The 20,051-nt window shown below is 70.6% G+C and carries 26 protein-coding genes and 2 pseudogenes; 11 read left to right on the plus strand and 17 right to left on the minus strand.

Translation table 11 applies throughout. The features are described 5' to 3' along the window. The 3 genes from Aco03nite_RS36875 to Aco03nite_RS36885 all read right to left on the minus strand — a co-directional run. On the minus strand, nt 1-321 hold a 321-nt coding region (locus tag Aco03nite_RS36875), incomplete at its 3' end, for a phosphotransferase (RefSeq protein WP_203804615.1). Nucleotides 322-342: 21 nt separating this feature from the next. Then, entirely contained in the window at nt 343-1,062 is a 720-nt protein-coding gene (locus Aco03nite_RS36880) for an alpha/beta fold hydrolase (protein ID WP_203804618.1), read from the minus strand. A gap of 23 nt (nt 1,063-1,085) precedes the next feature. Continuing rightward, on the minus strand, nt 1,086-1,436 hold the full coding sequence (locus Aco03nite_RS36885) for a DoxX family protein (RefSeq protein ID WP_203804621.1): 351 nt from the start codon (nt 1,434-1,436) through the stop codon (nt 1,086-1,088). 93 nt (nt 1,437-1,529) lie between these two features. Between Aco03nite_RS36885 and Aco03nite_RS36890 the strand changes: the two genes are divergently transcribed. Further along, entirely contained in the window at nt 1,530-1,979 is a 450-nt protein-coding gene (locus Aco03nite_RS36890; protein ID WP_203804625.1) for a MarR family winged helix-turn-helix transcriptional regulator, read from the plus strand. Nucleotides 1,980-1,989: 10 nt separating this feature from the next. Here the strand turns inward: Aco03nite_RS36890 and Aco03nite_RS36895 are convergent, their stop codons facing one another. After that, a complete protein-coding gene (locus Aco03nite_RS36895) occupies nt 1,990-2,547 on the minus strand; it encodes a TetR/AcrR family transcriptional regulator (RefSeq protein ID WP_203804627.1) in 558 nt (185 codons plus the stop codon). 92 nt (nt 2,548-2,639) lie between these two features. Here Aco03nite_RS36895 and Aco03nite_RS36900 point away from each other — a divergent pair, with 92 nt between their 5' ends. Next, complete coding sequence (locus Aco03nite_RS36900) at nt 2,640-4,031, plus strand: FAD-dependent monooxygenase (RefSeq protein ID WP_203804630.1); 1,392 nt, start codon at nt 2,640-2,642, stop codon at nt 4,029-4,031. A gap of 3 nt (nt 4,032-4,034) precedes the next feature. Here Aco03nite_RS36900 and Aco03nite_RS36905 read toward each other — a convergent pair whose 3' ends face one another. Further along, the gene (locus Aco03nite_RS36905) at nt 4,035-4,325 is read right to left on the minus strand and encodes a putative quinol monooxygenase (RefSeq protein WP_203804633.1); all 291 of its coding nucleotides are present in this window, start codon (nt 4,323-4,325) and stop codon (nt 4,035-4,037) included. Next, the gene (locus Aco03nite_RS36910) at nt 4,322-4,870 is read right to left on the minus strand and encodes a dihydrofolate reductase family protein (protein WP_275415941.1); all 549 of its coding nucleotides are present in this window, start codon (nt 4,868-4,870) and stop codon (nt 4,322-4,324) included. Before Aco03nite_RS36910 ends, Aco03nite_RS36905 begins: the two co-directional genes overlap by 4 nt. A 111-nt stretch (nt 4,871-4,981) precedes the next feature. Here Aco03nite_RS36910 and Aco03nite_RS36915 point away from each other — a divergent pair, with 111 nt between their 5' ends. Continuing rightward, nucleotides 4,982-5,494 carry a winged helix-turn-helix transcriptional regulator gene (locus tag Aco03nite_RS36915; RefSeq protein ID WP_203804637.1) on the plus strand — a complete coding sequence of 171 codons (513 nt, stop codon included), beginning with the start codon at nt 4,982-4,984 and terminating at the stop codon, nt 5,492-5,494. Between the two features lies 1 nt (nt 5,495). Here the strand turns inward: Aco03nite_RS36915 and Aco03nite_RS36920 are convergent, their stop codons facing one another. The 3 genes from Aco03nite_RS36920 to Aco03nite_RS36930 are packed head-to-tail and all read right to left on the minus strand — an operon-like array spanning nt 5,496 to nt 7,543. Then, nucleotides 5,496-6,191, minus strand: a complete 696-nt coding sequence (locus Aco03nite_RS36920) for a hypothetical protein (RefSeq protein WP_203804639.1) — start codon at nt 6,189-6,191, stop codon at nt 5,496-5,498. A gap of 28 nt (nt 6,192-6,219) precedes the next feature. Further along, nucleotides 6,220-7,023: an SGNH/GDSL hydrolase family protein gene (locus Aco03nite_RS36925; protein WP_203804641.1), complete on the minus strand. Its 804-nt coding sequence runs from the start codon at nt 7,021-7,023 to the stop codon at nt 6,220-6,222. Nucleotides 7,024-7,060: 37 nt separating this feature from the next. Then, nucleotides 7,061-7,543 carry a MarR family winged helix-turn-helix transcriptional regulator gene (locus Aco03nite_RS36930; protein WP_203804643.1) on the minus strand — a complete coding sequence of 161 codons (483 nt, stop codon included), beginning with the start codon at nt 7,541-7,543 and terminating at the stop codon, nt 7,061-7,063. Nucleotides 7,544-7,597: 54 nt separating this feature from the next. Here Aco03nite_RS36930 and Aco03nite_RS36935 point away from each other — a divergent pair, with 54 nt between their 5' ends. The 6 genes and pseudogenes from Aco03nite_RS36935 (at nt 7,598) to Aco03nite_RS36955 (ending at nt 12,052) form a co-directional block, all read left to right on the plus strand. After that, entirely contained in the window at nt 7,598-8,764 is a 1,167-nt protein-coding gene (locus Aco03nite_RS36935; protein WP_203804645.1) for an FAD-dependent monooxygenase, read from the plus strand. Between the two features lie 157 nt (nt 8,765-8,921). After that, complete coding sequence (locus Aco03nite_RS36940; RefSeq protein ID WP_203804648.1) at nt 8,922-10,175, plus strand: glycosyltransferase 87 family protein; 1,254 nt, start codon at nt 8,922-8,924, stop codon at nt 10,173-10,175. A 43-nt stretch (nt 10,176-10,218) separates the two neighbouring features. After that, complete coding sequence (locus Aco03nite_RS36945) at nt 10,219-10,989, plus strand: sulfatase-like hydrolase/transferase (RefSeq protein ID WP_203804651.1); 771 nt, start codon at nt 10,219-10,221, stop codon at nt 10,987-10,989. Next, a pseudogene (locus Aco03nite_RS54835) lies at nt 10,989-11,081 on the plus strand (hypothetical protein); the annotation flags it as partial. The gene Aco03nite_RS36945 and the pseudogene Aco03nite_RS54835, both read left to right, overlap by 1 nt. A gap of 21 nt (nt 11,082-11,102) precedes the next feature. Beyond that, nucleotides 11,103-11,342: a hypothetical protein gene (locus tag Aco03nite_RS36950; RefSeq protein WP_203804653.1), complete on the plus strand. Its 240-nt coding sequence runs from the start codon at nt 11,103-11,105 to the stop codon at nt 11,340-11,342. Continuing rightward, the gene (locus Aco03nite_RS36955) at nt 11,264-12,052 is read left to right on the plus strand and encodes a HEAT repeat domain-containing protein (RefSeq protein WP_203804655.1); all 789 of its coding nucleotides are present in this window, start codon (nt 11,264-11,266) and stop codon (nt 12,050-12,052) included. Before Aco03nite_RS36950 ends, Aco03nite_RS36955 begins: the two co-directional genes overlap by 79 nt. Here Aco03nite_RS36955 and Aco03nite_RS36960 read toward each other — a convergent pair. Both Aco03nite_RS36960 and Aco03nite_RS36965 read right to left on the minus strand, forming a co-directional pair. After that, nucleotides 12,019-12,960, minus strand: coding sequence for a formylglycine-generating enzyme family protein (locus Aco03nite_RS36960; protein WP_203804657.1), 942 nt, complete (start codon nt 12,958-12,960; stop codon nt 12,019-12,021). The two genes, Aco03nite_RS36955 and Aco03nite_RS36960, sit on opposite strands and share 34 nt — an antisense overlap. Nucleotides 12,961-12,973: 13 nt before the next feature. Further along, nucleotides 12,974-13,387, minus strand: a complete 414-nt coding sequence (locus tag Aco03nite_RS36965; protein WP_203804659.1) for a PPOX class F420-dependent oxidoreductase — start codon at nt 13,385-13,387, stop codon at nt 12,974-12,976. Between the two features lie 52 nt (nt 13,388-13,439). Here Aco03nite_RS36965 and Aco03nite_RS36970 point away from each other — a divergent pair, with 52 nt between their 5' ends. Further along, entirely contained in the window at nt 13,440-13,859 is a 420-nt protein-coding gene (locus Aco03nite_RS36970; RefSeq protein ID WP_203804661.1) for a MerR family transcriptional regulator, read from the plus strand. Here the strand turns inward: Aco03nite_RS36970 and Aco03nite_RS36975 are convergent. From Aco03nite_RS36975 to Aco03nite_RS36990, 4 genes are all read right to left on the minus strand, one after another. Further along, nucleotides 13,856-14,836 (minus strand): NAD-dependent epimerase/dehydratase family protein, encoded by a 981-nt coding sequence (locus Aco03nite_RS36975; protein WP_203804664.1) that lies wholly within the window; start codon nt 14,834-14,836, stop codon nt 13,856-13,858. The genes Aco03nite_RS36970 and Aco03nite_RS36975 overlap by 4 nt on opposite strands. Nucleotides 14,837-14,885: 49 nt before the next feature. Next, nucleotides 14,886-16,133 (minus strand): GTPase, encoded by a 1,248-nt coding sequence (locus tag Aco03nite_RS36980; protein ID WP_203804666.1) that lies wholly within the window; start codon nt 16,131-16,133, stop codon nt 14,886-14,888. Between the two features lie 120 nt (nt 16,134-16,253). Next, nucleotides 16,254-17,060 (minus strand): transglutaminase-like domain-containing protein, encoded by an 807-nt coding sequence (locus Aco03nite_RS36985; RefSeq protein ID WP_203804669.1) that lies wholly within the window; start codon nt 17,058-17,060, stop codon nt 16,254-16,256. A gap of 29 nt (nt 17,061-17,089) precedes the next feature. Continuing rightward, complete coding sequence (locus Aco03nite_RS36990) at nt 17,090-17,737, minus strand: hypothetical protein (RefSeq protein WP_239145745.1); 648 nt, start codon at nt 17,735-17,737, stop codon at nt 17,090-17,092. 117 nt (nt 17,738-17,854) lie between these two features. Between Aco03nite_RS36990 and Aco03nite_RS36995 the strand changes: the two are divergent. Beyond that, a pseudogene (locus Aco03nite_RS36995) lies at nt 17,855-18,265 on the plus strand (Hsp20/alpha crystallin family protein); the annotation flags it as partial. Nucleotides 18,266-18,467: 202 nt separating this feature from the next. Here Aco03nite_RS36995 and Aco03nite_RS37000 read toward each other — a convergent pair. Both Aco03nite_RS37000 and Aco03nite_RS37005 read right to left on the minus strand, forming a co-directional pair. Beyond that, nucleotides 18,468-18,866: a MerR family transcriptional regulator gene (locus Aco03nite_RS37000; protein WP_203804672.1), complete on the minus strand. Its 399-nt coding sequence runs from the start codon at nt 18,864-18,866 to the stop codon at nt 18,468-18,470. Nucleotides 18,867-18,890: 24 nt separating this feature from the next. Next, complete coding sequence (locus tag Aco03nite_RS37005; RefSeq protein WP_203804675.1) at nt 18,891-20,024, minus strand: NAD(P)-dependent alcohol dehydrogenase; 1,134 nt, start codon at nt 20,022-20,024, stop codon at nt 18,891-18,893. Between the last annotated feature and the right edge of the window lie 27 nt (nt 20,025-20,051).

Below are 20,051 nucleotides of genomic sequence, written 5' to 3' on the forward strand. Positions count from 1 at the left end.
CACGTCCCGGTGCACCACACCGTGCCGATGGATCGCGCACAGGACCCTGGCCAGCTGACCGGCGAATTCGATCAGCCGGCCGTGTTCCCACGGCATCGGCAGCTCGCTGAGCACGGTGCCCGGCACACCGGCGGTCACCAGCATGCCGGGCGGTTGCCGATCGTCGAGCCGCGGCACCCCGGGAATGCCGTCGAGGAGCCGCAGCATCGCCCGCTCGTTGTCCAGGCGTTCGGCGGCGTCCGGCCCGAGGGGCTGTTTGCGCACCACGTCCCCGGAGCGCTCCACCCGGGTACGCGCGCTGGCGTACAGCACCTCGCTCACACTCTTTGAGTTCGGTCGGCGTCAGGCGAGTTTGAGCAGCAGGGCGGCGAGTTCGGTGGGCATGGTGATCATGCAGTCGTGGCCGGTGGGCAGTTCCCAGACCTGCGCCGGGGTGCCGTCGGGCTGTACCGGGGGCACCGGACGGCGGTTCGGCGGGGCGCCCACGGTGCATTCGATGTGCGTACGCGCAATCCTGGTGCTGTCGGGGTTGTCCAGCCGGGCCGGTTGCTGGAAGCAGCGGACCGCCTCGTCGGAGAGCATCGTGCGCAGCCAGGCCTGGTCCGCCGGGTCGGTGACGCCGAACAGCCCGGCGGGCAGCGGCATCTCCGGCAGCGGCGGAATACGCCAGGGGTTGTTCGTGCCGGCGGCCTGGTCAATTAGGAACTGTGTCATCGGGATGACGTCGAGGGCGGACTCGCCGTGCTCCGGGATCATGGCGTCCAGATAGACCAGGTGGCCGATCCGGTCGGGGATCTCGTTGAGGACCGACGTGACGACCATCCCGGCGTAGCTGTGCCCGACCAGGATCACCTCGGTCAGGTCGGCGTCGACGATCAGGTTCACCACGTCCGCTACGTGGGTGTCGAGATCGACGTCCGGGCCGAGCAGATGCGCCGTGTCGCCGTGGCCGGTCAGCGACGGGGCGAGGACACGGTGCCCGGCGGCGGTCAGCAGCGGCACGACGCGGCTCCAGGCCTCGCCGCTGTTCCAGGCGCCGTGCACGAGTACGTAGGTGGACATGTTCTCTCCTTGTTGCCGTGGGTTCAGATCGAGGCGACGGCGAGCGTCAGGGTGATCGCCGCGAGGGCCGTGAGCAGGGCGGGCATCGGCAGGCCCGCGGTGTCGCGGACCCGGACGTGGGTGATCACCGCGCCGGCGAAGTAGAGGACCAGGCCGGTGGCGGCGGCGATGCCGAGGGGCCGCCAGGCGATGCCGATCCACAGGCCGAGCGCCCCGGCGAGATTCAGAAGACCGAGAGGCACGAACCACGATTGCGGTACGCCGGCCGCGGTCAAGCCGGCGACGACCCGGTCGACTCCACGGATCTTGGCGAGGGCGGTGCCGGTGACCGCCAGACCGAAAACGACAGCGGCGACGGCGTACGCGACGAACATGGGTGCTCCTGAACGATAGCGAGTGCGGAATCGTTGGACCACTACAACGATTATTCGAGGTCAACAATTATAGGGGTCGGTATGATGGGCCACATGGCATCGACTACCCGTACCGCGGTCACCGCGCAGCTGGGCGTGCTCCTGGCCGGGCGTGGCGCGGTCGCCGGCGCCCGGGTCCGTAACGCGCTCGCCGCACGCGGGCTGACCATGCGCTCGCTGTTCACGCTGGGGCACCTGGCCGACGGCCCGGTCAGCCAGCAGGCGCTGATCGACCTGCTCGGTGTCGACCCGAGCGCCCTGGTCGCGGTCCTCAACGAGCTGGAAGGGCTGGGCCTGCTCGCCCGGCAGCGCGACCCCGCCGACCGCAGGCGCCACGTCGTCACCATCACCGACCAGGGCGCCACCGCCCTTGCCGAAGCCGACAAGATCCTGAGCGGGGCCGACGACGACCTGTTCGCCGCACTCAACCCGGCCGAAAGGGTTCAGCTGGCGCAGCTGCTGGAGAAGGTCGCCGACAGCGAGAACTGCGGCGAGAAGTACTGACCGGTTCTGGTCAGTCCGGCGTGCCGGTCAGGTAACGCTGGATGGTCGGTGCCAGCCAGGCGACCGCCTCGTCGGGGGAGAGGCCGACCACCGGCGGCAACCGCAGGGCGTACCGGCACAGCGCGAACCCCAGCATCTGGGTGGCGACCAGCCCGGCCCGGACCGGCGCCTCCTCGGGGGCGGGCGCGTGCCGGGCGACGAGCGCGCCGAGCTGGGTGGCGAAGATGATCCGCATCCGCTCGGCGGCGCCCTCCTTGGTGACGGCCGCCCGCAGCAGGGCCACCAGGGCCTCGTCGGTGTCCCACCGGTGCAGGAAGTGCCGGGCCAACCGGGTGCCGATCTCGCCGGTGGGGACGCCGGTCAGGTCGGGCAGCCGCAGGTCGAAGTCGGCGGCCGCCGCGAACAGCGCCTCCTTGTTGCCGTAGTAGCGCATCACCATCGCCGGGTCGATGCTCGCGTCGGCGGCGATGGCGCGGATGGTGGCGCGCTCGAATCCGTCAGTGGCGAAGCGCTCACGGGCGGCGGCCAGGATGGCGGCCCGGGTGGTGTCGGATCGGCGCGCGGTCATTCCCGCACCATATGCCAACAAGCGTTGACCTGAGACGCCGGTCAGGCCTAGCGTCTTAGTCAACAAGCGTTGGCAACAAAGGAGGGAAACCGATGCACACCACCGTCGCGATCATCGGGGCCGGGCCGACCGGGCTGCTCCTGGCCGGAGACCTGGCCGAGGCCGGAGTCCCGGTGACCGTGTTCGAACGCCGCGACACCACGTCCAACCTGACCCGCGCGTTCGGGGTCCACGCCCGTACGCTGGAAATCCTCGACGCCCGGTCCCTCGCCGACCGCATCGTGGACGGCGGCGCGCCGGTGACGCACCTGCGCCTCTTCGACCGCATTCGCCTCGACCTGTCCCGGCTGCCGTCCCGCTTCCCGTTCCTGCTGATCACCCCGCAGTACCGGATCGAGCAGGCCCTCGAGGAACGCGCCCTGGCCGCCGGCGCCCACATCGAACGCGGCGCGCACCTGACCGGGCTGCGCCAGGACAGCGACCGCGTCACCCTGGAATTCGGCGCCCGGACCGTCACCGCGGACTGGACCGTCGGCGCCGACGGCGTGCGCAGCACCGTCCGCCAGGCGCTCGGCCTGCCCTTCCCCGGCAGATCTGTGCTCACCTCGCTCATGCTCGCCGACGTGCGACTGACCAGCCCGCCGGAGGACACGCTCGCCGTCAACGCGATCGGCGACGCGTTCGCGATGGTGGTGCCGTTCGGCGACGGCTGGCACCGGATCTTCGCCTGGGACCGCCGCCACCAGGTCACCGACGGCGAACCGGTCACCCTCGACGAGATCCGCGACGTCACCCGCCGGGTGCTCGGCACCGACTTCGGCCTCACCGAGGCACGCTGGCTGTCCCGGTTCCACAGCGACGAGCGGCAGACCCCGCAATACCGGATCGGCCGGGTGCTGCTCGCCGGGGACGCCGCCCACGTGCACTCACCCGCCGGCGGCCAGGGCATGAACACCGGCCTGCAGGACGCCGCCAACCTGTCCTGGAAACTCGCCGCCACCGTCCACGGCTGGGCGCCGGACGGCCTGCTCGACACCTACCAGACCGAACGTCACCCGGTCGGCCGCCTGGTCCTGCGCAGCAGCGGCACCCTGATCCGCCTGGCGATGATCCGCACCGCCCCGGCCCGGGCCCTCCGCAACACGATCGGCGCCCTGCTCCTGGCCCTGCCCCCGATAGCCGCCCGCGCCACCGGCATCATCTCCGGTGTCGGCATCACCTATCCCGGCGCGCCGCGAGCGGCCGACATCCCGCTCCAGGGTGGGGGCCGGCTCTACGAGGCACTCCGCGAGGGCCGCCACGTCCTTCTGACCACCAGGACCATTCGCGGGTACGACGGTCGCCTGCTCGCCGTCACTCCGGCAGACCGGTCGGATCAGGCGGTCCTGGTGCGCCCCGACGGTTACGTGGCCTGGCAGGGCCCGGAGTCCGGGGTGCCCACCGCACTCAGCGGTCTTCTGGGCCCGGCCGCGGTGACCAGTTAGGTCTTATGCGTCCTCGACGCCGGAGATCCGGTATTTGCGCACGTCAGCGCCCTGCAGCGGTGGGAGATCTCCGTCGCTCCGTTCACCTTCTTCACCTCGGAATCGGGCCAGGTCCTCGTCGGACTCCCAGCGTTCGTAGATGTTGATCCGCCCGGCGTCGAGTGGGTCGGCTGCCTGCACGAAGTCGTGACAGCCGGCCGCCTCGCGGGCCAGCCGTGCCACGTCCGCGGTCGCCGCCAGGTATCGCTTCCGGTCACCCGGCGCGACGTGCAGCTGCCCAGCAATGATGATCATCGTTTACGGACGGCGTAGCGGTGCATCGTGACACCTTCGTCGAAACGTTCGTGTTCCAGCAGGTCCAGTTCGATCGGGATGTCGTGGTCGTCGAACAGGGGGCGGCCCGAGCCGAGGATCACCGGATGGGTGAAGAGCAGCAGCTCGTCCAGTTGACCCGCCGTCAGCAGTTGGGTGGCCACGCCCGCGCCACCGACACCGATATCGCCGTCGAACTGGTCGCGGAGGCTCGCCACGGCCTCGATCGAGTCGAGGACCCGGGTGTCGTGCGGGGCGCTGGTACGCGTACGGGAAACCAGGAATTTGGGTTTCGAAGTCCAGATCCTGCCGTATTCACGCAGAAAGTCGGGCAGGGACTCGTCGTCGCGGGCGGCGGGCCAGAACGACTCCATCGTCTCGTGGATCACCCGCCCCTCGACCATCGCGGACAGGCGGGCGGCCCGCTTGTTGAACTCCCGGTGCAGGCCCTCACCGATCCGCATCCACTCACCACCGCCCTCTTCGCCGGCTGCGTGTTCGATCCTGAGGTCGGCGGAAACGTTCATCCAGTACACGAACCGAGCGGCCACGGCTCCTCCAGTGATTGCGATCTGCAACTACTGACGAAGGTTAGGGTGGGTGGTTGTCGATTGCAATCACTGAGAGGAGTGTCGGCCATGGAAGCCGCGCCGCGGTCCGGGTGCCCGATCAACCAGGCGGTCGAGGTGCTGGGCGACCCCTGGGCCGTGCTCGTGCTGCGCGACATCATGTTCGGCGGCCGGCGCCACTTCCGGGAACTGCTCACCGGCAGTGAAGAAGGCATCGCCAGCAACATTCTCAGCGCCCGCCTGCGACGGCTCACCGAGGCGGGTCTGCTCACCCGCGCGGAGACCCGGCGCGGTCAGCGGGCCGCCTACTCGCTGACCGAGGCGGGCATCCAGGTACTGCCGATCATGGTGGCACTCGGCACCTGGGGCCTGTCCCACCGCGACGGCGACCAGCGCCTGCGGATCCGCGCCGAACTACTCCGCGACGGCGGCCCGGAACTGCTCGGCCGCCTGATGGACGAACTGCGCGAACTGCACCTCGGTGTCGCCCGCCCCGACCCGTCGTCCCCGAGAGCCACCGACCAGCTGCGCTCGGCATACGAGGCCGCCACCTCGGACACGACGGCGCTGCGGCCGGTGTGAGTCAGCACAGCCGGGCGACGGACCAGCCCAGACCTTCCGCGATGTCCCCTTTGTGAGGAACTCCGGCTTCCGCTCGGGCGGTGCCACGTTCGAAGGAGGCTTGGGCACCGGGCGTGCGGGCGAGGTACCGATCGGCGTAGTCGCCGACGAGGTCCGGGCGGTCGCGACTCGCCAGCCACTCGACCAGCGCGGACGGATTGTTGGTGTAGTCGCCGGCCCGCGAGCCGACAATCCGCTCGGGATCGCTCGCCTCGTCGAACCACGGCAGAACCGCTTCATGGAACATGGTCGCGAAGGCCCGCAGGCGCATCTCGCGCTGTGCCGGGTCGGTGAGGTCGACGTCGCCGTCCTTGGCGTCACCGTAGACGTAGCCGTTCGAACGACCCGAGGCGTACCCGAGAAGGTGACCGCAGACGAAGTCGTCCACGGGTTCCATGACCCGGCCGAGGTTGGCCTCCCGCCATGACCGCAGCGCCACCTCACGGACATTGAGCATCGTCCCGATCCGAATGGCCTGACCAGCACGGTTCCCCCGATACGCCTGGACATGCACCTGATGAACCAGCGTCCCCACCTGACGCTGCAGCCGTTTGGACCGGGGCACCCACACGAACCCGCTCGGAGCGAGCTCCGCCCCGAGCCAGGCGCCGGCGGCAGCGATCACGTCCGCGGGCCTCACCGCCGCGTCGAGGTCCACATGTTCGTAGCGTCCGATCATGGTTCCGTCATACCCGTCCGGAGGGATGCATGCCGGTCAGAACAGGCGTGTCGGTGCGGAGGACGGACAGCATCGTCGGGAGGGTTACGGCTGCTGCTCGGGCGTAGCCGGCTGGGGACGGGTGGAAGCGGTCCGGGCCGAACATGCGTACCGGATCGGCTTCGAAGTGGGGGTTGAGGAGGTCGGCCAAGGAGATCGGGTGGCCGCCCGCGGCCTGGACCGCCGTTGCCTGGGCGGTGGCCAGGCGGCCGCTGCGCCACGAGGCCAGCCAGCGCAGCGGTGGCCGTAACGGTGGCAGGATCCGCAGGTTGGGGCAGGTGCCGACGAAGACCCGGCAGCCCGCGGCGTGCAGCCGGGCCACCGCCGCGCCGAGTTCGCGGGCCGACCGGTCCAGGGATGCGAAGCGGGTGACGTCGTTGCCGCCGATGTAGATGACGGCGATCTGCGGCGACCGTGGCAGCGCGGCGTCCACCTGGTGGGCCAGATCGGAGGACATCGCGCCGACGACGGCCGGCCGGTGCAGCAGCACCCGCCGCCGGGCGTGCCGGGACAGGGCGGTCGCCAGCAGCACGCCGACGGTCTCCCGGGGGCGGGTGGCGCCGTACCCGGCCGCGAACGAGTCGCCGAGCACCGCCAGCCGCAGCGGCGGGCCGGTGAACCGGGGCCCGAACAGCCCTTCGGCCCGTGGCGGCGGCTGGTCGGCCATCGGAATCGTCCGGTGCACGGTGCGGATCTGGGCCACAAAAACCGCGAAAACCGCGAAAACTGTCAGCGGTACGAACAGGAGAGTGGCGGACAGCAGGCCGATCATGAGGCGCAGATTAGGCCCCCGCGTCCACTGCCGACACTCAGGAGTCGAGCGTGCTGAGCCGGCTGGTCAGGTCGGTGGCGAAGCGGTCCAGCAGGCGTCCGAAGGTGCGGCGGTCCTCCGGTGACCAGCCGGCCAGGGCCTCGCCGAGGACGCCGAGCACCGTCTGCAGGTAGCGGCCGACCGCCTCCTCACCGTCCGGGGTCAGCGCGACCAGGCGGGCCCGTTTGTCGTCCGGGTCGGCGACCCGCTGCACCAGGTTGCGCCGTTCCAACTCGTTGACCTGGCGGGTGACGTGCGGGCCGACGACCTGCATGCGTTTGGCGATCTCGCCGACGCGCAGTGGTTCGCCGCCGGTCCGCAGCGCGACCAGGACTCCGAGCGCCGGGCGGTCCAGGCGCAGGCCGGCGTTCTCGGTGGCGCGTTCGATCAGCCGGCTGGCGTTGAGCGCGGTGCCGAGTTGGGAGAACCGGGGGAGGACGGCGAGCAGGTCGAGGTCGCCGTCGTTCGTGGTGTCGGTCATCAGACCCTTCTAGATAGCTAACTTAGGTATATATTCTGGCGAAGGAGGTAACTGATGAGCAGAGTACTTGTCTCCGGAGCGAGCATCGCCGGTCCCGCGCTGGCGTACTGGCTGCACAGGCACGGTTTCGACGTCACCGTGGTGGAGAAGTCCGACACGATCCGGGGCGGTGGGTACCCGATCGACATCCGCGGGACGGCCCTGGAGGTCGTCCGCCGCATGGGCCTGATGCCACGGCTGCGCGACGCCCACATCAACACCGAACGACTCACCTTCCTGGAGCCGGACGGCAGCCCGATCGCCTCGGTCAAACCGGACGCCGTGGTCCGCGGCACCGAGGGCAACGACCTGGAGATCCCGAGAGGAGACCTCACCACGATCCTGTACGACGCGGTCCGTGACGACGTCGAGTTCGTCTTCGGCGACAGCATCTCCACACTCGACGAGCACCCGGACCGCATCGACGTCACGTTCCGCAGCGGCGCACAGCGCACCTTCGACCTGGTCATCGGCGCCGACGGACTGCACTCGAACACCCGCGCCCTGCGGTTCGGCCCGGAGGAGCAGTACCACCGCTACCTGGGGCACTGCTTCGCCGGTTTCACCATGCCCAACGATCTCGGCCTGTCCCGGGAGGGCGTCACCTGGTGCGAACCCGGCCGGGGCGCCGCCCTCTACGCGGTGGGCGACGGCGACCAGGTGCACGGCTTCCTCACCTTCCGCCGGCCGGATCCGCCGTTCGACGCGTTCCGCGACCCGCGCGCGCAACGGGACCTGGTCGCCTCGGTCTTCGCCGGCGACGGGTGGGAGATCCCGCGGATGGTCGCGGTGATGCGCGAGGCCGGCGACCTGTTCTTCGACGTGGTCAGCCAGATCCGGATGCCCCGGTGGTCCAGCGGCCGGGTCGCGCTGGCCGGCGACGCCGCGCACGCCCCGTCCTTCGTCACCGGCCAGGGCACCAGTCTGGGGCTGGTCGGCGCCTACATGCTCGCCACCGCCCTGGCCGGGAACGATCATCACGAGCAGGCCTTCGGCGGGTACGAGCGGGACACCCGCCCGTTCATCGAGGCCAACCAGGACCTGGCCGGCAACGGCGGTTCGGTGCTGTTCCCGGCCACCGCGGAAGCCCTGGCCGCCCGCAACGCCATGCTGCGCGGTCTGACCACGATCCCCGCCGAGGCGGCCCGTCCCGAATATTCGGCGCTGGTCCTGCCGTCCTGACGACGTGAACCCACCCCACCGTCCGGTCGGTGATGTGGATCACTGCGGCTGGTGAATCCATTCCGGGGAAACGGTCGTCTTCCCCTGTGTGAAAGGCCTCGGCGCCTGATTCCAGCCGGTCGTGATCCCTTTATCCGAATGGTGGGGTGGCTTCTCCATGCCCGAAACCGCAAGATCAAATTCCGTTTGGCGTACGGTCGGCAAGCTCCGCCGGAACCACCCGGCCGGTTGGCGGGCGACCGGCTGGACCCTGAGCGCCGTGTTCGCGGCCGGGGTCGCCGCCCTCGCCGGCCAGCAGGTGCAGGCGTCCTGGGGCCGCTGGGCGGTCGGCGGATACGCGCTGGCCGCCCTGGTCACGTGGCGGTGGCGGCACCCCGCGGCCCGCGCCACCGCCGCGGTCGCCGCCCTGCTCGGCGCCGTGATCGCACCCCTGATCTGGCTGGTGACCGGCGGCCGGGACATGCCCACCACCGGCATGGGCGCCCTGACCGTGGTGAAACGCGCCGGCCGCCTGCTGCTCGAGACCGGCAGCCCCTACCTGCCGATCGAGCAGCTGACCGGCCCCGAATCCCTGAACCCGTACGGCCCGCCGCTGACCGTTTTCGGCCTCCCGCACGCCCTCGGCCTGGACGGCTGGGCCGGCAACCCGCGCACCTGGTTCGGGCTGAGCGCGATCCTGCTGGGTTACGCGGCACTGCGCCATCTGAGGGCCGACCGCCCGGTGCTGACCCTGGTAGCGGCGTTCGGATCACCCGTACTGGCGCTGCCGTTCGTCCTGGGTGGCACCGACCTGCCGGTGCTGGGCCTGCTGGTGATCAGTGTCGCCCTGCTGGCCCATGGGAGGCGGACGGCTCTGGCCGGGGCGGCGCTGGGGGTGGCGTGCGCGATGAAGGTGACCGCCCTGCCGGTCCTGCTGGTGATCGTGCCGATGCTGCTGGTCCGTCACGGCCGCCGCCCGGCACTCGTCTTCACCGGTTCCGGGCTGCTCGCCGCGCTGGCCGCCGGTGTCGCCACCGCTCCGGCGATGCTGACCGGCCCGTACGACCTGATCCGCAACATGATTCTGTTCCCCCTGCGGTTGACGCCGCAGCAAACCACGGCGGCCAGCCCGATGCCCGGCCAGATGGTCGCCACGGGGGAGTCCGGCAAGCTGCTGATGACCATTTTTCTGGTGATCATGATGGCGACGGTCTGCGTCTACCTGTGGCGGCGCCCGGCCCGCGACGTCGCCACCGCCCTGCTACAGGTGACCGCGATCTGGACCCTGATCTTCAGCCTCGCCCCGTCGACCCGCTACGGCTACTTCATCTACCCCCTGCTGACCCTGGGCCTGCACCGGATCGTCAAAGCCCACCATCCCGCGCCGTCCGAGCCGTCCACCGCTCGGGCCTTCATCTATGATCATGCATGAATTTGCCTATGGGATCGGTAGGTAATGTATGGAAAACGCCGGTGTGTCCCGACGCCAGGTGCTGGGGGGTGCGCTCGCCGCCGCGGTGCCGGCGACCGCGGCGACCGCGGCCGCCGAACGCCCGAACATCCTGTGGATCGTCAGCGCGGACAACAACCCGTTCCTCGGCGCCTACGGTGACACGCTCGCCCGCACCCCCACCATCGACCGGCTCGCCGAACAGGGTGTGCTCTACACCAACGCGTTCTCCAGCGCGCCGGTCTGTGCGCCGTCACGGTTCGCGATCCTGACCGGCATGCCGCCGGAGAGCTGCGGCCCGGCCGAGCACATGCGCGCCGAGGGCCGGATCCCGGAGTTCCTGCGCGGCTACCCCGAGTACCTGCGCCAGGCCGGCTACTTCACCACCAACAACGACAAGACCGACTACAACGCGCCGTACGACGCCGCGAAGATCTGGAACCTGTCCGGCCCGTTCGCGCACTGGCGCCGCCGGCCCGCGAACACCCCGTTCCTGGCGGTCTTCAACTCGATGACCACCCACGAGAGCGCCGTCTTCACGGCCGGGGACGGCCAGACCGACCCCGCGGCGGTACGGGTACCGGCCTACCTGCCCGACACCCCGCGCATCCGCGCCGACCGGGCGCACTACTACGACCTGATCGCCCGCTTCGACGGCGAGGTCGCGGCCCGCCTGGCCGAACTGGACGCCGACGGCCTGGCCGAGGACACCATCGTCTTCTACTACTCCGACAACGGCGGAGTCCTGCCCGCACCAAGCGGTACTGCTACGACAGCGGCCTGCACACCGCGCTGATCGTCCGCTACCCGGCGAAGTGGGCGCACCTGGCGCCGGCCCCGCCCGGCTCGGTCGTCACCGACCCGGTCACCTCCCTGGACCTGGCGCCGACGGTGCTGACCCTGGCCGGGGTGCAACCGCCGGCCCACATGACCGGCACCGCGCTGACCGGAACGGATCGACCACGGTACGCGTTCGGCATGCGCAACCGGATGGACGAGCGCTACGACATGGTCCGCACCGTCCGTGACCAGCGCTTCCGCTATCTGCGCAACTTCGCCCCGCACCGGCCGTGGGGCAGCACCAGGCGTACGCGTGGCAGCAGAAGGGTTACCAGGAGTGGGAGCAGGCCCACCTGGACGGCACCCTGAACACCGTGCAAGACCGGTTCTGGCGCCCCAAACCCGCCGAGGAACTCTACGACCTGCACGCCGACCCGGACGAGGTGGTCAACCTGGCGACCGACCCCGCGCACCGGGCCACCCTCGACCGGCTGCGCGCCGCCCTGGACCAGCACCTGCTCGACGTCGTCGACAACGGGTTCATCCCGGAGGGCTCACCCCTGGAGGGCTACGACGCCAGCCGTGCCCCGGGGGCGTACCCGCTGGCCCGCGTCCTGGATCTGGCCGGCGCGGCGATTCTGCGTGATCCCGCGCGGATCCCGGCGTTCACCGCGGGCCTCGCGGACCCGAACGAGGTGATCCGCTACTGGGCGGCCACCGGGCTGCTGATCCTCGCCGACCGCGCGACACCCGCCGCCGAGACCCTGGCCGCCCGGTTCGCCGTGGAGGCGTCGCCGCAGGTCAAGGTGGTGATCGCCGAATCGCTCACGCTCCTCGGCCGGACCTCACCGGCGGTTTCCTGGCTGACCGACACCCTCGGCAACCATGCCGACCGCCGGGTGCGGCTGCAGGCGCTCAACGCCCTGACCCACGTCGGCGCGGCCGCGAAACCGGCGATGTCCGCGCTGCTGTGGGCGGCCACGTTCGGGCCCGACGAATACCTGCGCAACGGCTCCCGTCACCTGTGGCACGTCCTCAACGGCAGCTACGTCCCGGCCAACTCGGTGTTCCTGCCCTGAGCGGACACGGTCCGGAAACCGGTGTTGCCGGTCGAGGACTCGGGGGTGTTGGACGACCGGGCGGCGTTGCGGTAGCGGTTGCAGTACGAGTCGTGGCAGAGGTAGGAGCCGCCACGGATCACTTTCGACGTACCGGCAGATGGGCCCTGGGGGTTGTCGAGCGGTGACGACGAGTAGTAGGTGGGGGAGAACCAGTCCGCGCACCACTCCCACACGTTGCCGACCGGCTGCCACAGGCCGTAGCCGTTGGGCCGGAACGACCGGACCGGTGCGGTGGTGACCCAGCCGTCGGCGCCGGAGTTGTCCGCCGGGAACGCGCCCTGCCAGATGTTGACCGCGTGCCCGTCCGTGGGCAGCTCGTCACCCCACGGGTAACGCCGGGCGGCCGCACCGCCCCGGGCCGCGGCCTCCCACTCGGCCTCGGACGGCAGCCGCCGCCCGGCCCACGCGCAGTAGGTCCGCGCGTCGTTCCAGCTCACGTGCACCACCGGATGGTCGGCGGCGGCGGTGTCGGAGGGCCCGCCCGGGTGCGCCCAGTCGGCGCCCTCGACCCCGAGCCACCACGGAGTGCCGCGCGTCCGCCCGGCGACCCGGGCCGGATCGGTCAGCGCCAGATGGAAGACCGCCGACCAGCCGTACGACTCGGCCTCGGTCCGGAAGCCGGTGGCGGCCACGAACGCCCGGAAATCGGCGACGGTGACCGCGGTGGCGTCGATGCTGAAGCCGTCCACCCGGACGTCGTGGACCGGCCGCTCGCCGTCCGCCGGTGTCCCGTCGCCGTGCGCGTCACCCATCGCGAAGGTCTGCCCCGGCACCGCCACCTGCTCGATCCGGTGCATCCCACCGGTGACGACCGGGGCCGCCTCGATCCCACCCGCCCGGTCCGGCGACGGTGTGCAACAGCTCATTCCCCCGGCCGTCTCAGCCGGCCCAGGGCCCGACGCCGGTGATCCGCTGCACCCGGTAGCGGATCAGGAAACCAGGGCCCTGCGGGGCGGGGAACGTCTCGTCCGGCCCCTGGTAGACCTTGGTCAGGTCGTCGAGCAGGTCCCAGGCGCGGTCGCTCGGCTCGACGGTGGCCTGCGCGTACAGCACGGCGTAGGGGTTCAGCGTGACCGCGTGGTCCCGGGCTCCGAGGAAGGAGAGGGCCACCCGCGGATCGCGCTCGATGTTGCGCAGCTTCGCGTACCTGCCCATGTGGCCGCTGACCAGGTCGTCGCCGTCCAGGCCGACCCAGATGACGCTCACCTGCGGGCCGCCGTCCGGGTTGACGGTGCTGAGATGGACCAACGGACCCGAGGCGATCAGCTCGCGCAGTGATTCCGGTAGATGCACGTGTCCACGTTAGTGGCCGCCGGGCTGTCCGGCTGCCCCGTACCCTCGTTCCATGTTGACCATCCAGGAGGTGGCGCGGCGTACCGGGTTCAGCGAGCCCACCCTGCGCTACTACGAGAAGATCGGCCTGATCGGTGGTGTCGACCGGGATCCGGCCAGCGGCCACCGGCGGTACGGGCCGGCGGCGCTGTCCCGGGCCGACACCCTCGCCTGCCTGCGGTCGTCCGGGATGACCCTGGACGGGATGCGCCGCTACGCCACCCTCGCCGCCCGGGGTGACAGCGCCGCCGGCGAGCTGCGGGAACTGTTCACCGAGCAGGCCGGACTATTGGCCGAGCAGGTCGAACAGCTGCGGCTGCGGCAGGAGTACCTGAGTGGCAAGGCGGACCTGTGGCAGGCCCGGACCGAAGGGGACCGGGCCCGCGAGGCCACCGCCGTACAGCGGGTGGAGAAGATCCTGCGCAGCTTTTAACCCAGGGCGAGCAGGCTGGCGGCGGTGTCGGTGATGGTCCGCTCGACCGGCCGGGGCTGCCAGCCCAGCACCCGGCGGGCCTTGTCGTTGCTGATCACCGGGATCCGCCCGCCCAGCCGGGCCGCCTCGCGCAGCGCCGGATCGGTGCGGGCGCCCTCGCGGACCTGCTCGTCGGTCAGCTCCACCACCTCCCGGCCGACCAGGCGGCTCATCTCGTGGAAGCTGATCGCCGGGCCGCCGACGGCCAGGAACCGCTGCCCGGCCGCGCCCGGATCGGTCATCGCGCGCAGGTGCAGGTCGACCACGTCACGGACGTCGACGACCCCGAAGTACATGCGCGGCACCACCGGCATCGTGCCGTCCAGGAACGCCTTGACCAGCCCGGTCGACGCCGACAGCCGGGCGTCCAGCAGCGGCCCGAAGATCCCGGTCGGGTTGATCACGGCGAGTTCCGGTCCGCCGTGGTCACGCACGAAGGTCCAGGCGGCGCGCTCGGCGGCGACCTTCGACCGGACGTACGCGGAAAGATCGTCGTCCGGGTCCGTCCAATCCGACTCGTCGTAGTGGCCGCCGGGCTTGAGTGTGTAGCCCACCGCCGCGTACGACGAGGTCAGCACCACCCGCTCGACCCCGGCGTCGCGGGCCGCGGCGAGCACCCGCACCGTCCCGTCCCGCGCGGGAACGATCACCTCGTCGTTGGTGCGCGGCTGCCCACCCGGGAACGGCGACGCGTGATGCCACACGTACCGGACGCCCGACATCGCCTTGTCCCACCCGTCATCGGCGACCAGTTCCGCGGCCACCACTTCGAGCCGCTGCCCGGCGTGCGGGGCCCGCCCGCGTACCGCCGCCTCCTGTCCCGGATCCCGGACCACCGCCCGAACCCGGAACCCGTCCCGCAACAGCCGGTCCACCGCATGCCCACCCACATGCCCGGTGGCCCCGGTGACCAGCACGATCGTGTCGTTCGTCGTCATGCCCGCAGACTCTGCCCGGGTTCAAGCGCTTGAAGTCAAGCGCCGATCCTCAGTCGTTCCCGGCCCGGCGCCGGTAGGCGTCCCGCACCTTCTCGATGTTGTTGCCGTCGATGAAGTACGAGATCGCGGCGGCGCCGATGGCCTTCGTCCCCGAGGCGGCCACGCTGCCGGACACCGCACCACCCGCGACCGTCCCGGCGCCCCGAATCAGCTTGATCATGCTGCGTGCCAGCTGCCGGAACGCCATCCCGGCGACCACGTTGACACCGAGCGCGCCGATCAGGTCACGTGCCGCCCGGACGGACATCTCCGCCCCACCGATGTAGCCCACCACCATGACCATGGCGATCTGGATGCCGGTGAGCACCGGCAGGTCGACGATCGGGATCGGCTGGTAACCGACGCCGCCGCAGATCGCGACCGTGCTGTTGACCACGCGCCCGGCGAGTTTCCGCCGAACCTGGGTGAGATTCTCCAGCCGGGCGAACTCCAGCTTGGCCTCGTCCGGCAGATGTTCGAACATCACAGTCGTCAGGCGGCCGATGTTCCAGCGGTAGTCATGGCCGTGCTTCGGCAGTTTCGTCACACTGTCGTAGGCCACGTTCGCGACCGTCGGAACCGGGTCGGCCAGGAACGGAGTCAGGTATGAGACGGCTTTCAGATGCCGGAACAGGGTCTCCGTCGCCGCGGTGACGTTCGCCGACTTCTCCGGGTCGCCCTCCGACATCGGCACATCGTTCGGGTCCAGCCGATCGCCCTTGGTCAGGACCGGGATGATCGTCGGCGGCCGGTCGCTGAGCCGGGAGATCTCCTGATGCACCCGCACCAGCGCATCCAGGTCACCTTCCATGGCGACGTCCACGTCGGTGGCCGTGACGACGAACAGGATGACGTCCGGCGGAGTACGCCGCACCACGGCCATCAGTGACTCCAGAGGACTGGCCGCGGAATCGCTCTCCACCGGCTTCGAACTCTCCTGGACACCCCGGGTGTCCAGGATCTCCATCCGTCTGCCGTCCCGCTCGTACGACTCCCAGGGCGCGCTCCCGGTCGTCGAATGCACCGAAACGGTCGGCCGTACCTCGGCACCTAAGAACGCGTTGACCAGCATCGACTTTCCACTGCCGCGGCGGCCGAGCAGCATCACCCGCGGCACCCGATGGTCATGGACCAGCGTGTAGAGAATGTCGACGTTGTCCTGCACCAACTTGCGCAACGGCTTGGGCACGCCGTCCAGCCGGTCGATCAACTGTTTGATCGACTCCCGGACGAGGTCAAACTCGTCATCCTTGGACATGGATCTCCTCACCCCTCGGACGCGGTGGATCCGGGAGGCTGCCCGGGCGCCGGTGTCACGGCCGGGCCATCCTGACCGGGCCGCGACCGGGGCTCCCGGACGAGATGTGCGCCGCTCGTCCTATCGCGCGACAGCATCCGGTGGGGGCTGGAACTCCGGATACCGCTCGGCGTTCGCCCTGATCGCGGCGACCGAGTGCGCGCTGCCCGCGAGACGGGCGAACGTGTCGAGCGCGTCGTCGAGATCGCGGTGCGGCTGGTCGAGCGGTTCCACCATCAGCGGTTCGCACCAGTACCAGCCGGCGACCTCGACCTTGTTCAGGGCGGCGACGTCGTTGATCAGGGTGCCGCGGAGTTCATCCCAACCCCAGAGCTCCCCATTTCCGTACGCCGGTGAAGTCGAAGGGTCCGCCCGGGCCCCGTGCCATCCGGTGATGCCGTCCCGGAAATCGTCGCCGCTCAGATCATGCCGGCCGATCTGGGGATCGGTGCGCATCCAGCGCTTGCCGTCCCAGTACTCGACCACCCAATGATCCGCCCAGATCCCCGCCTGGAAATAGCCGGCGAAACCACATCGGATCCGTGCCGGGGTGCCCGTGGCCCGCAACAGCGCACAGTGCAACAGCGCGAAGTGGTAGCAGAAGCCCACCATCCGCCGCTCGGCGGCCCGTTCCTGACCCAGCGGCGCCGCATCGATGCCCAGCACATTGTCCAGAATCGCTTCCGCGCCGACGGTCTGCAGGTGAGCCCACCGATCGTCGGAGAACGGTAGCCCTTCGACCTTCACGGTGTAGTCATGGATCAACAGCCCCCGAACGACACGCCCGAGCGCCTCCGGCTCATCCGGGAGCCCCGCCAGCAGCTCCCGATGACGTCCGAGATCAGAGGTGACACTCGGCTGAAGATAGAAGTCGATCAACTCGTCCACGAACCGGAAGCCTACGCCGAACCGGACGATCAGGAGGTCTCGTCGTCGCGGCGGGTGGGGTTGCGGCGGATCTCGGCGGTGTGGAAGTTGATGGTGTCGATCTGGGCGGCCAGGTCGGGATGGCCGGGGAGATGCTGGTGGGTGGCGGCCAGCAGGCCGGGCAGGGCTGCCGCGTCGGTGTCGCCGAGAGCCCGGTGCAGCTGGGTCAGGTCTTCGGTCGCGGCGTCGCCCAGATCGGTCAGGGCGGTGATCTGGCCGGCCAGGCGGCGCAGGTCGGCGGTGTTGTCGTTGGCCCATCGGCCGACGGCGCGGTTGCCGGCCCGGCGGTCGCGCTCGGCCTGGACCCGGTCGTCGCGGGTGGTGCCCGCCTGATCCCGGCCGGTCGCGGAGGCTCCGCGCAGGTAGCGCCGCTCGGCGGCCTGGCGACTGGCGACCCCGAGCGCCGGGGCGAGTGCCTGCCAGGAGACCCCGGCGGCGCGGGCGGCGGCGATCAGCACCGGCTCGAGGCCGGTCAACTCGGCCTGGGCCCAGCGCAGCAGCACCAGGGCATCGAGCAGCTCAGCCCCGGTGACCGGCGGTTGGTCTCCGCCGGTTTCCTGAGCCGCTCGGTCGGCGGTGGTGGTGATCATGGCGATGGCTGCGGTCAAGTCGCGGGGCTCGGGTGGGCTGTCGGGCACGGGTCTCTCCTGTATGTCATCGGAAGGATGACGAGTGAGTTGTCATCGGTGCGATGACGTGATAGAAAAACCGTATCGCGCATTGACCGTTGAGTCGAGACCACAGGAGGTGGGGAAATGTTGATGCGCAGCGAGCCCTTCACCGAGGTCAACCGGATCGCGCAGCAGCTGTTCGGGGCGCCCTCGACAGGCACCTGGTCGCGCCCGACCGCGATGCCCGTCGACGCTTATCGCAACGGCGACGAGTTCGTCATCGCGTTCGATCTGCCCGGCGTCGACGCCGACGCGATCGACATCGACGTGGAGCGCAACGTGCTGACCGTCCGTGCCGAGCGCCGCCCGATCAACCTGGGTGAGCAGGCCACGGTGCAGCTGAGTGAGCGCCCGCTCGGGGTCTTCTCCCGCCAGCTGTTCCTCGGCGACGCGCTGGACACCGATCGCATCGATGCGGCCTACAACAACGGGGTCCTGGTCATCCGGATCCCGGTCGCGGAGCGGGCCAAGCCACGCAAGATCGCCGTGACCGCCCGGGCCAGCGCCGAGCCGGTCGCCGTGGCCAGCCGGGAGACCGCCGCCCGAGAGAATCCCGCCCGGGAGTACGCCGCCCGTGAGAACACCGGCCGTGAGGGCGCCGCGCAGAAGGTGATCACCGAGCAGAGGGAGAGCGCCGACCAGAAGATGATCACCGGGCAAGGGGCGAACACCGAGCGGAAAGTGATCACCGGATGATCTAGCCGTCGTCCTCGCAGTCGCGGCCGGCGGCGATCAGGGTCCGGTAGTCGTCGATCTTGTCCTGAATCACGCGGAGATCGCCCTGCAACCCGTCGATCCGCCGGCGCAACTCCTCCTCCTGGCGGGTCAGGATGTCCAGCCGCCGGACGCTGTTGTCCGGGGTGCCGGGCCCCATCCGGACGAAGTCGCGCACCTCGGCCACCGGCATTCCGGTCCGGCGCAGCGCCTGCACGAGCCGGATGAAGCGGATGGCGGCGGGACCGTACCGGCGGCGCCCGTCCGGGGTCCGCTGCACCAGGGGGAGGAGCCCTTCCCGCTCGTACCAGCGCAGGGTGTCCGGGCTGAGACCGGTCAGCTCGGACACCTCGCGGATGCCGACTGCCGTGGAAGTTGTCACGCGATCATGGTAGGCCGGTGCGGCTCAGCCCAGGTCGGTGAGATCCAGCACGAAACGCCAGCGCACGTCGTTGCGGGCTAGCCGGGCGAACGCCTCGCCCACCTGCCGGGCCGGGATCTTCTCGACGTCGGCGGTGATGCCGTGGGCGGCGGCGAAGGACAACATCTCGCGGGTACGCCTGCGCCCGGCGCTCCCGGAGGCGGTAAGCCTCTTGTACCCGTGCAGCAGCGCCATCGCGTCGACGTCGTAACGGTCCGGAATGCCCAGCATGCACAGGGTGCCGTCCATCCGCAGCGCCCGCAGGTACGGCGACGGGTCGTGTTTCGCCGGTGCGGTGTCCAGGATCAGATCGAAGCGCCCGGCCCGCGCGTCCACGTCCGCGCTCAGATCGAAGCGCCCGGCCCGCGCGTCCACGTCCGCGCTCAGATCGAAGCGCCCGGCGCGCGCGTCTACGTCCGTGCTCAGGTCGAAGCGCCCGGCCTGCGCGTCCACGTCCGCGCTCAGGATCACTTCGTCGGCGCCGAGTTCCCGGGCTGCCGCGACCTTGCCGGGTGAGGTGGTGAACACCGCGACCCGGGCTCCGAGCGCCTTGGCGAACTTGACCGCCAGATGCCCCAGCCCACCGAGGCCGACCACCCCGACCAGCTGTCCCGGCCCGGCGTTCCACCGGCGCAGCGGCTCGAAGACGGTGGCGCCGGCGCACATCAGCGGCGCGGCCCTGGCCGGGTCCAGCCCGTCCGGCAGCAGGTAGGCGAACGATTCCCGGACCACATACTCCCCGGCGTACGCCCCCGGGCTGGCGCTGTCGTACGTCAGCGTCGGGAAGCCGGCGCAGAACTGTTCCTGATCGTCCCGGCAGGCCGCGCACTCGCCGCACGAGTCGACGATGTTGCCGACTCCGACCAGGTCGCCCGGCCGCAGCCCGGTCACCGCGTCACCCACCTCGGCGACCTCGCCGACGAACTCGTGCCCCGGCACCAGGGGCGGCGCGCCGGCCCGCACCAGGGGCGGCGCGCCGGCCGTCATCGCCTCGACCGCGTGCAGGTCCGAGTGACAGACCCCGCACCACAGCACCCGGACCGCCACGTCGTCCGGCCGCAGCTCGCGCCGTGCGACGACCAGTTCCGGCCAAACCCCACCCGGCGCCGGTACGGCCATTCCTCTCGTGCTTCGTATGCCGCGACG

This window comes from Actinoplanes couchii (assembly GCF_016862075.1).
Taxonomy (GTDB): Bacteria; Actinomycetota; Actinomycetes; order Mycobacteriales; family Micromonosporaceae; genus Actinoplanes; species Actinoplanes couchii.